At 72.5% G+C, this 10,067-nt stretch carries 9 protein-coding genes; 5 read left to right on the top strand and 4 right to left on the bottom strand.

The features are described from left to right. Window positions 1-114 precede the first annotated feature (114 nt). Together AB0B76_RS36305 and AB0B76_RS36310 are read right to left on the bottom strand one after the other, a co-directional pair. A complete protein-coding gene (locus tag AB0B76_RS36305) occupies window positions 115-720 on the bottom strand; it encodes a response regulator transcription factor (RefSeq protein ID WP_360384089.1) in 606 nt (201 codons plus the stop codon). A gap of 60 nt (window positions 721-780) precedes the next feature. Next, complete coding sequence (locus AB0B76_RS36310) at window positions 781-2,706, bottom strand: ATP-binding protein (RefSeq protein WP_360384091.1); 1,926 nt, start codon at window positions 2,704-2,706, stop codon at window positions 781-783. Between the two features lie 214 nt (window positions 2,707-2,920). Between AB0B76_RS36310 and AB0B76_RS36315 the strand changes: the two genes are divergently transcribed. The 4 genes from AB0B76_RS36315 (at window position 2,921) to AB0B76_RS36330 (ending at window position 7,476) form a co-directional block, all read left to right on the top strand. Then, window positions 2,921-4,351 (top strand): MFS transporter, encoded by a 1,431-nt coding sequence (locus tag AB0B76_RS36315; RefSeq protein ID WP_360384094.1) that lies wholly within the window; start codon window positions 2,921-2,923, stop codon window positions 4,349-4,351. A gap of 134 nt (window positions 4,352-4,485) precedes the next feature. Next, complete coding sequence (locus AB0B76_RS36320) at window positions 4,486-5,700, top strand: family 16 glycosylhydrolase (protein WP_360384097.1); 1,215 nt, start codon at window positions 4,486-4,488, stop codon at window positions 5,698-5,700. A gap of 53 nt (window positions 5,701-5,753) precedes the next feature. Then, window positions 5,754-6,695 (top strand): serine hydrolase domain-containing protein, encoded by a 942-nt coding sequence (locus AB0B76_RS36325; RefSeq protein ID WP_360384099.1) that lies wholly within the window; start codon window positions 5,754-5,756, stop codon window positions 6,693-6,695. 73 nt (window positions 6,696-6,768) lie between these two features. Beyond that, window positions 6,769-7,476 carry a DUF899 domain-containing protein gene (locus AB0B76_RS36330; protein WP_360384102.1) on the top strand — a complete coding sequence of 236 codons (708 nt, stop codon included), beginning with the start codon at window positions 6,769-6,771 and terminating at the stop codon, window positions 7,474-7,476. 11 nt (window positions 7,477-7,487) lie between these two features. On the opposite strand, the gene AB0B76_RS36335 is transcribed toward AB0B76_RS36330, so the two are convergent. Beyond that, window positions 7,488-8,480, bottom strand: coding sequence for a hypothetical protein (locus AB0B76_RS36335; protein ID WP_360384105.1), 993 nt, complete (start codon window positions 8,478-8,480; stop codon window positions 7,488-7,490). Continuing rightward, the gene (locus AB0B76_RS36340) at window positions 8,401-8,958 is read right to left on the bottom strand and encodes a SigE family RNA polymerase sigma factor (protein ID WP_360384108.1); all 558 of its coding nucleotides are present in this window, start codon (window positions 8,956-8,958) and stop codon (window positions 8,401-8,403) included. The genes AB0B76_RS36335 and AB0B76_RS36340 overlap by 80 nt, the downstream gene beginning before the upstream one ends. A 60-nt stretch (window positions 8,959-9,018) precedes the next feature. Between AB0B76_RS36340 and AB0B76_RS36345 the strand changes: the two genes are divergently transcribed. Then, window positions 9,019-9,930, top strand: coding sequence for an RNA ligase family protein (locus tag AB0B76_RS36345; protein ID WP_360384111.1), 912 nt, complete (start codon window positions 9,019-9,021; stop codon window positions 9,928-9,930). Window positions 9,931-10,067 lie beyond the last annotated feature (137 nt).

Here is a 10,067-nt window from a genome sequence, read left to right on the forward strand (position 1 = left end):
GGGCGCTGCGCAGGATGCTGATGCTGACCGCCAGGGTCCACAGGCTCCAGAGGGCGCCCATGCTGGCGGTGGTGCCCCAGCCCTGCGCGCTGTAGAACCTGGGCGGCCCCGGCGCTAGAGCCATCCCGCGTCGGTGGCGATCCGGATCGCGTCGACGCGGTTCCGGGCGGCGAGTTTGACCATGGCGGAGGCGAGGTAGTTCCGGACGGTGCCGTAGGACAGGAACAGTTCCGCCGCGATCTCCCTGGGCTCGGCCCCGGCCGCGTACCGCTGCAGGACTGCGGTCTCCCGAGGTGTCAGCGGGGTCGGCCGTTGCTGCAGTGCGGCCGCGGCGGACGCGGGATCGATGACCGGCTCGCCGGCGGCGACCCGTCGGATCGCCGCGATCAGGTCAGCGGCCGGAGTGTCCTTCAGGAGGAACCCCTTGGCTCCCGCGTCGAGTGCGGCGCGCAGGTTGCCGGGGCGGGCGAGGCCGGTCAGGATCAGGACCGCGCAGGCGGGAACCCGGTGGCCCAGTTCGGCCGTGGCGGCGATGCCGTCCATCCGGGGAAGGTCGATGTCGACCACGGCCACGTCCGGGTGGTGTTCCAGCGCGGCCGGGACGATGCGGTCGCCCGACGACACCTCCGCCACCACGTCGAGATCATCCTGCAGCCGCAGCAGCGCGGACAGGGTTTCGCGCAGGATGCCGGTGTCCTCGGCGATCAGCACACGCACCACAGTGTTCTCCCTGGTTCTGCCCCGCGCGCCGGCGGCCGGCCCGGCCGCGGCGAGGCGACCTTACCCCTGCGCGGCGGGCAGTTCGACAATCATGACGAAGGTGCCGGCGGCGCGCCGGGCGGTGAGGGCGCCGCCGCATCCCGTGACGCGGGTCCGCAGGTTGTCCAGGCCGTGGCCCGTCGCGACCGCCGCCAGGGGTGTCGAGCCGGCCCCGTCGTTGCTGACCCGGAGGCGAACCCGGCCGTCCTGGGCCTCGACGGTGATCGCGCACTGCCGCGCCTGGCTGTGCCGGAGGACGTTTGTGACTGCCTCCCGCAGGACGATGGCGAGGACGTTGTCCACGACCGGCGGCACGGCCCGGTCGGCACCGGTGACGTGTACATGGATCGCCGACGACGCGAGCACGTCGGTCGCGAGTGCCAGCTCGGTGCCGAGGGACAGCCGCGGGCGTTCACCGGCGATCCCGGCGGTGTCGGACCGTACGGTGGCGCAGACGTGGAGCAGTTCGCCGAGTTCGCGCGCCGCCCGGGCGTCGTCAGGTCCGATCAACGCCGCGATCAGGTCCGACTTCAGCGCCAGGGTCGACAGCCCGAGCCCGAGCAGGTCGTGAGCGTCACGTGCCAGCCGCAGCCGCTCGCGGACGGCGGCGGTCGCGGCGAGGTCTTCGCGGCGGTCGGCGAGTCGAACCGCCAGACCGGCCAGCCGCGACAGGCCGTAGGCCATCAGGCCGAAGCTGGCGCTGATCGTGGCGAGATAGACGGCCCGGATGGCTTCCGTGCGGATCGACGGGCCTTCGCCGAACGCCGGGAGGAGCAGAAGGGCCGGCACGCTGACGACGGTCGTGCCGAACCACACCCACCGCCAGGCTCCCGGCAGCAACAGCAGCCCGGACCCGGCGAGGAAGGCGACGAAAATCTGTCCCGCGGAGCCCATGAGGGGAAACTGGATGTAGGTCAGGACGGCCTGCAACGCCAGGGTGTACGGCCAATGCCGAGGTTGGCCGCGGCGGCTCCCGGCGCCGGAGTGGTACCACTGCAACGCCAGGATGCCCAGCGAGACGACCACGGCCACGGGCAGGGCGGTGGCGAGGTGCTGGCGGGGAGCCACCGGCGGGAACGCCGGCACGGTGAGGTTGAGCAGGTTCTGGACGGCGAACAGTGTCACGACGGTCAGGAGCACAGCCCCTGCGGTCCGCGGGGCCGTTGTCGTGCGCGACGGCTCGTACCGGGCACCGCTGGGGACCGGGTCGGCGGCGTAGAGACGCCGGCTCTGGGCCGCGGCCTGCCGGGCGATGACACCGGCCGCCACGATCTCGCCCCGGGCGTCTTCCGGCGTCGTCGAGAGCCACCGGAGCGCGGCCCGGGCGTGCTGCGCCACCCGCTGGACCCGGTCCCCGATCAGGCGCCGCAGCTGCTCCTGCGTGCCCAGGCGTTCCCGGTCGACCGCGGCCTCCGCCAGCTGCTCCTGCGCGGCGCGCAGGTCATGCACCACCTGTGCGAGGCGGGAAAGGCCGAACAGGCCCAGGGCAACGTCGGCGAACCCGACCACGACCCAGACTCCGGCATTGAGCGCCGGCTGGTACGGAACCCCGACGACCCCCACCCACAGCGTCGCTTCCAGGGCCAGCAACGCGCCCAGCAGCAGCCAGGACCGCGGCGCCGGAACCAGCAGCAGGACCAGGCCACCGAGCAGACCGGACATGCCGGCCACCCAGCCGTTGCCGAACAGGACGAACGGCAGGTAGGTCAGCACTGCCTGGCCCGCGAGCAGCCACCAACGCCACCGGGTCCACACGCCGGCGGCGACCGCGCTGACGTACCAGACCGGCAGCACGAACAGGGCAGCCACGAACGGCAGGTACCCGAAGGAGTGGTGTGCCGCCGCGTCGGCGCACCGGGCAAGCAGAAGGCTGCCCAGGAAGCCCAGCGAAACCGCGCGGGTCCGGGTGACGTCGCGCTGCAGGCCGGACGCGCTCACGACTGTCACGCCGTCCGAGTCTAGGGGCGCCGGGGGCCATGGCCGCCGGTGCAGATTGCACGTCTTTCGGCTGCGTCACGCACTGGACCCGATGCGTGACGCACTACCGTCGCCGACCGCCGGCAGGGCACCGTCCTTGCTGTACAACCGCCTCGGGCGCGGTTCGCAGTAGTGACGAGGCGCCCAGGAGGGCGCCCGAGCGTAGGAGAGATGGACGTTCCTGATGACTACCTTGACCAAGCCGGGCACGGTCACCGCACGCCGCTCCAGCCGCCGGATGTGGGCGATTCTGGCGCTGGTGCTGCTGGCCGATGCTCTGGATGTGATCGATGCGACGGTCACGAACATTGCCGCACCTACCATCGCCGGCGAGCTCAACGGCGGTGAGAGCCTGATCAAGTGGCTGGGGCCGGCCTACATGCTCGCCATGGGTGTCCTGCTCCTGCTCGGCGGGCGGCTGGGCGACAAGTTCGGGCAACGCCGGCTGTTGCTGATCGGCATGGGCGGGTTCACCCTGGCCTCGGCCGTTGCCGGGTTCGCGCCTGACCCGGCGGTACTCGTCGCGGCCCGGGTGGCGCAGGGGGCGTTCGGGGCGCTGCTCATCCCGCAGGGCATGGCGATCATGACGAAGGCGTTCAGCCGCGACATGCTGGCCAAGGCGTTCGGGCTGTTCGGCCCGGTCCTCGGCCTGTCCAGCGTCGGCGGGCCGGTCCTGGCCGGCTGCATCATCAGCGCCGACCTGTTCGGCCTGTCCTGGCGCCCGATCTTCCTCGCCAACATCGTCCTCGGCACGATCGGGCTGGTCACGGCGGCCAGAATCCTGCCGCGGGACGAGGACGGCGACCGGTCCACCGTCGTCGACGGCTGGGGCTCCGGCCTGCTCGCCGCGGCCATGGCCGGGCTGCTGTACGGCCTGATCGAGGGCTCGACCCACGGCTGGAGCACGGTCCCCGTCGTCTCGGTCGCCGTCGGTGTCGCGTTCTTCGCCGCCTTCGCCCACCGCCAGCGCACCGCGACCCATCCGCTCATCAAGCCCTCGCTCCTGCAGAACCGGGGTTTCACCTCCGCAATGCTCGTGGGCCTGGTCATCTTCGCCGCCGGCACCGGCCTGATCTTCGTGCTGTCGCTGTTCCTGCAGGAGGGGCTGCACGCCGGCGCGCGGGACGCCTCCCTCGGCCTGGTACCGCTCACCCTGGGGACTCTCGCCGCCGGGTTCGCCGCCATGGGGGGCCTGGTCGCCAGGCTCGGTCGCCGGCTCGTCGTCATCGGCCTCGCCGTCGTCCTCGCCGGTTGCGGCTGGGTCCTGACCCTCGTCGACCACTCCGGGACGAACGTCGGCCTCTGGACGCTGGCCCCGGCGTTGTTCGTCATCGGCATCGGCATCGGACTCTGCTTCGCCACGATCCCCGCCGTTGCCCTCGGCGACGCGCAACCCGACGAAGCCGGCAGCGCCAGCGGCTCGCTCAGCTCCATCCAGCAGCTCGCCTCGGCGATCGGCTCGGCCGTGGTCACCTCGATCTTCTTCCACGCCGCCGCCTCCGGACTGGCCCATGCGATGAAGGTCAGCCTCATCGTCGTCCTGGCCGTCACCGCCCTGAGCCTCCCGATCGTCGCCCTCATGCCCCGCACGGCACCGTCAGAACCCGAGCAGTGACCAACCGGCTTGCGTGGACGAGCGTGTCAATGCAGGCCTTGAACTAAGTCGCATATTGACGGCGGCCCGCGCTGCGAATAGCCTCCGATGGATCTGTTAAGTAACCTCACAAATCCGCCTGGGGAGGTAAGCAGATGCGCAGACTCAGGTCGTTGGCCTCCGCCGCGCTGATGGCGACGATCGCCGCGACCGGCCTGATCGTGGTGGCGTCACCCGGCGCCGCGCAGGCCGCGGTCGTGTGGAACGAGGACTTCAGCGGGGCGTCCGGGCAGGGCGTCGACGGGTCGAAGTGGAACTTCGACACCGGCGGCGGCGGCTTCGGCAACTCCGAGCTGGAGTACTACAACAGCGGCACCAGCAACGTGTACCAGGACGGCCAGGGGCACCTGGTGATCGAGGCCCGGCGCGAGAGCGGCGGGCACAGCTGCTGGTACGGCACGTGCCAGTGGACATCCGGGCGCATCCAGACCGCGGGGAAGTTCACCCAGCAGTACGGTCGCATCGAGGCCCGGATCCAGGTGCCGAAGGGCAACGGGCTGTGGCCCGCGTTCTGGATGCTCGGCGGCAGCAACTGGCCGGGCGACGGCGAGATCGACATCATGGAGAACGTCGGCCGGGACCCGAACACGGTCTACGGCACGATCCACGGCCCCGGGTACTCCGGCGGCAACGCGGTCGGAGGCACCCGCAACATCGGGCAGCCGCTCGGCAACGCGTACCACACGTTCGCCGTCGACTGGTCGCCGAACCTGATCGTCTGGACGATCGACGGCTCGGAGTACTTCCGCGCCACCCCGGCCAGCACCCGCGGCAACCCGTGGGTGTACGACCACCCGTTCTTCATCATCCTCAATCTGGCCGTCGGCGGGAGCTTCCCCGGCAGCCCGGACGGCAGCACCCCGTCGGTGAACCGCATGCTCGTCGACTACGTGCACGTGAGCACCACGGGCACCCCGCCGACGGGCGGCACCAACGCGCTGCGCGGCAACGAGAGCGGCCGCTGCATCGACATCCCGTCGGCGAACCCGGTCGACGGGGCGCGGCTGCAGGTGTGGGACTGCAACGGCACCGGCGCCCAGCAGTGGACGATCGGCTCGGACGGCACCGTCCGGGCGCTGGGCAAGTGCATGGACGCGGCCGCCGCCGGCACCGCGAACGGCACGGCGGTCCAGCTGTACACCTGCAACGGTACCGCCGCCCAGCGCTTCACCCTGTCCGCCGCCGGCGACCTGGTGAACGCCAACGCGAACAAGTGCGTCGACGTCGCCGGGCACGGCACCGCCAACGGCTCGCAGCTGCAGCTGTGGGACTGCACCGGCGGGGCCAACCAGAAGTGGACCCGCGTCTGAAATTCCCGCTGTACAGGGCCCCGGCCACAACCGGGGCCCTGTACAAAGGCTCTATGACGACGCTCGATGCACTCGAGGGCCTGCACGGGGCCGTGGCGGTCCGCGACGGCGAGACGCTGCTGGAGCACTACGGGTCCGGCCCCGACACCCGGTGGGCCCAGGCCCTCGGCGACATCGACTTCGGGCCCGAGACGCTGCACGACATCCGGTCGGTCACCAAGAGCGTGACGGCGCTGCTGTACGGCATCGCGCTGGGCGAGGGCAAGGTGCCCGCCCCGTCCGAGCCGCTGCTGCGGTACTTCCCGCAGTACCCGGACCTCGCCGCCGACCCCGAGCGCGCCCGGCTCACCGTCGAGCACGCCCTCACCATGTCCCTCGGCCTCGAGTGGCGCGAGGACGTGCCCTACACGACCCTGGACAACTCCGAGGTCGCGATGGAGTTCGCGCCCGACCGGTACCGCTACATCCTCGGGCGCCCCGTCACCGCGCCGCCCGGCGCCGCCTGGTCCTACTGCGGCGGCGCGACGGCTCTGCTCGGCCACCTGATCGCCGAGGGCACCGGGACGGCGCTGCCCGAGTACGCGCGCACGAGGCTCTTCGAACCGCTCGGCGTCGAGCACTTCGAGTGGATCACCGGCCGCGACGGCGTCCCGTCGGCCGCGTCGGGCCTGCGCCTGACCCCGCGCGCCCTCGCCCGCGTCGGCGGGCTGCTGCTCGGCGCGGGCGGCGGTGTCGTGCCCGAGCCGTGGCTGCGGGAGGTGCTGCGGCCGCGGCTGCGCACCGAGTGGGGCCCGGAGTACGGCTTCCAGTGGTACGTCGACGAGATCGACGGCCACCGCGTCTGGCTGGGCATGGGCAACGGCGGCCAGCGCCTCTACGTCCTGCCGGACCTGCGCCTGGTCGTCGCCGTGACGGCCGGCAACTACGACGGCGACGAGCAGTGGAAGACCCCCAACGCCGTGCTGCAGGAGTTCGTGCTGCCGAAACTGGCCTGATCGGACCGTCCATTTTCGCCCGTCCCGTTCGTCGTACTTCGTAGGAGCACCACTTCGCAGGAGGAGGGGAACGATGACGCTGCCCGAGATCGTCTCGCGGGAGGAGTGGCTCGCCGCGCGGCAGGCGCTGCTCGAGCGCGAGAAGGAGGCCCGGCGGGAGCAGGACCGCATCAACGCCGAGCGGCGGCGGCTGCCGATGGTCCGCATCGACAAGCCGTACGGGTTCCACGGCGCGGACGGCCCGGCCGGGCTCGCCGACCTGTTCGCGGGGCGGCCGCAGCTCATCGTGCAGCACGTCATGTTCGACCCGGACTGGGACGCGGCCTGCCCGAGCTGCACGGCGAGCATCGACGAGATGGCCCCCGCGCTCTCCGAGCACCTCGCCGCCCGTGCCACCACCTTCGTGCTGGTGTCGCGGGCGCCGTACGAGAAGCTCGCCGCCTACGCCTCGGCGCGGGGCTGGCAGATCCCGTGGTACTCGTCCCACGGCGACGACTTCAACTTCGACTTCGACGTGTCCTTCGACGAGTCGGTGAAGCCGCCGGTGTACAACTACCGGGCGCTGCCCGTGATCCCCTCCCCGGAGCTGCCCGGGTTCAGCTGCTTCCTGGCCGACGGGGACGCGGTCTTCCACACCTACTCGACGTTCGCCCGCGGCACCGACTTCGGCGGTGCCTACGCGCTGCTGGACCTGACGGCGCTCGGGCGGCAGGAGGAGTGGGAGGAGCCGAAGGGCCGCGCCGAGCACGCGCGGGCCGCGGTGCCCGACTTCGCGGTGTGAGCCTTGTCGGTTCAGCCCACCGCGCGGAGGGGCCAGGTCGACGGGTCGTCGAGGTTCGCGCTCGGGGTCAGGCGCAGGGTGTACCAGGTCGCCTCCACGGGCGTGAACCAGTCCGCCTTCGGCTCGAACTCGGTCACGTAGAGCTCGTAGCCGCCGAAGTCGGGCACCCACAGGCCGGTGCCGAACTGGTCGCTCTCGGCGCGCCACTGGGCGGGGCGGCCGGCGATGGAGCGGTCGGCGGCGAAGGAGCTCGTCTGCGTCCGGGGCCGCCCGTCGGCCCAGATGTAGACGAACTTGCCGTCGGCGCGCTCGACCGTCAGGCCCGAGTAGACCCACCGGGGTCCCGGGCCCGGGCCGCGGCGGATCACGGTCTGGCACTCCGACCAGTGCGCACCCTCGGGCAGTTCAGCGAGGCGCAGCGGCATCACGCAGCGCTGCACCGCGTCGAGCCGGACCGCCCGGGCGACCTCGGGCAGCAGGGCGCGGTCGTCCCAGTCCAGCGCCGACATGCCGTCGACGCCGCCGAGCCGCCACTGCACCGCGCGGGCCGAGCCGGCGTTGGCGAACACCCAGCCCTTGACCGTGTCGGGGTCGCTGCCCAGCTTGATGGTGACCACCGGCCGGGAGTCCGCGTCCATGCCGGTGAACGTCTCGTAGCCCTCGCCCGACACCCACTGGGTCATCGCGATCCGGCTCGCGAGGTCGCCCGGCAGCTTGGCCAGGTCGACGTCGAAGTGCAGCAGGGCGCGGTCGCTGCCGATGCCCCCGGGCGGCGCCGCGGTCTCGGCGGGCAGGGTCGTGCGGCCCGGGGCCTGGGCAGTGCGGACCGTGACGGCGACCGCGACCACTGCGACAATGCAGGCGGCGGCGGTACCGGCAACCCAGCGACGGCGGCGAATGGTTCGCGCGCGGCGGGCGGCCCGCTCACCGAGCCCGGCGGCCGCCCGGGTGTGCGCGGCCCGCTCGGCCAGCGTCGCCCTGACCCGGCTCTCGAGGTCCGTCATCGGTGTCGCTCCCCTCGTAGTCGTCGCGCAGGCGGCCGAGCGCGCGCATCGCATGTGTGCGCACCGTGACCGCGCTGCAGTCGAGAATCCGCGCGATCGTGGCGTCGTCGAGGTCCTCGTAGTACCGCAGCACGACCACGGCCCGCTGCTGTTGGGGCAGCGCGCGGATGAGCCGCCACAGCGCGTCGCGCTCGACCGCCTCCGCGTCGAGCTCGCCCGGCACCGCCACCTCGTCGTTCACCGTGACGACGAGCTCGCGGTTGCGCCGGCGGCGCCACCACGAGCGCGAGCCGTTGAGCACGAGCCGGCGCAGGTAGACGTCCGGGTCGTCGCCGCGGCGGATGTGGGCCCAGCGCAGGTACGCCTTGGTCAGCGCCTCCTGCACCAGGTCCTCGGCCCGGTGCTCGTCGCCGGTCAGCAGCGCCGCGAAGCGCACGAGCGCCTGCCCCCGGGCCGCGACGTACTCCTCGAACGTCACACCAGACAGAGTCCCCGCCGGGGCCGCCGCGTTGACCGCCGATCGGGGAAACTTTGGCGCGTGGAGCACGTGACGTACCCGAAGATCCCCGCCGTGCTGGCCGGCGCGTCCCCGGCCGGCCCCTGGATCGCCACCGAGAAGATCCACGGCGCGCAGCTGACCATCGCGTACGACGGCGCCGCCCTGCGGGTCGGCAAGCGCAAGGCGTGGCTGCGCGACGACGAGCCCTTCTTCGGCTGGCAGCTGCTGCGCGCCACCCTCGAACGGACCGCCCGCGCCGCGCTCGCGCGCGGGGGCGCGTCGGTTCGCCTCTACGGCGAGCTCTACGGCGGGCACTACCCCGGCGCCGCGGCGGTGCCCGGGGCGAGCCCGGTGCAGACCGGCGTCTGGTACGCCCCCGGCATCCGGTTCGCACTGTTCGACGTGCTCACCGACGACGGGCCGGTGTGGCTGTACGCCGACGTCGCCGCGGTCGCCGCCGAGGGAGGCGCGGACGTCGTGCCGCTGCTCGCCCGGGGCACCAGGTCCACTGTGGACGCGGTGCCGATCCGGTTCCCGACCCGGGTACCGGCGCTGCTCGGCCTGCCGCCGCTGGACGGCAACCTCGCCGAGGGGGTCGTGCTGCGCCCCGACGCCCGCCGGCCGCTCGCGTCCCGGCCGACCCTCAAGCGGAAGATCCCCGAGTTTGACGAGGCGCGCTTCGGCGAGGCCCGGCCGTGGGACCCGCACCTGTCCCCCGCGGCCGCCGGCCCCCTCGCGGCGACGCTCGTCAACCCGGCGCGGGTGGCCGGCGCCCGCTCCAAGGTGGGCCCGGCCGACGCCGCGGCGCTGGAGGAGGAGCTGGTCCTGGACGTGCTCGTGGACCTGGTGGACGCGTTCCCGGCGCTGCTGGCCCGCGACGACCTGGAGGCCGTGGTGCGGGCCGCGGTGGTGGCACGTTTCCGGGATTCGACGGCCGGCGAAGCTCCGTAACGTATTCCTCAACAGCGACAACGACATCCCAGGGGGATACAGCATGAGCGACATCGACACCTACGACGGCGGGCACGACGGCGGCGACGTGGACTACGGCCACTACCAGGCCGGCCAGGAGCACGACGCCCTGGACC

The organism is Dactylosporangium sp. NPDC049140 (assembly GCF_040648435.1).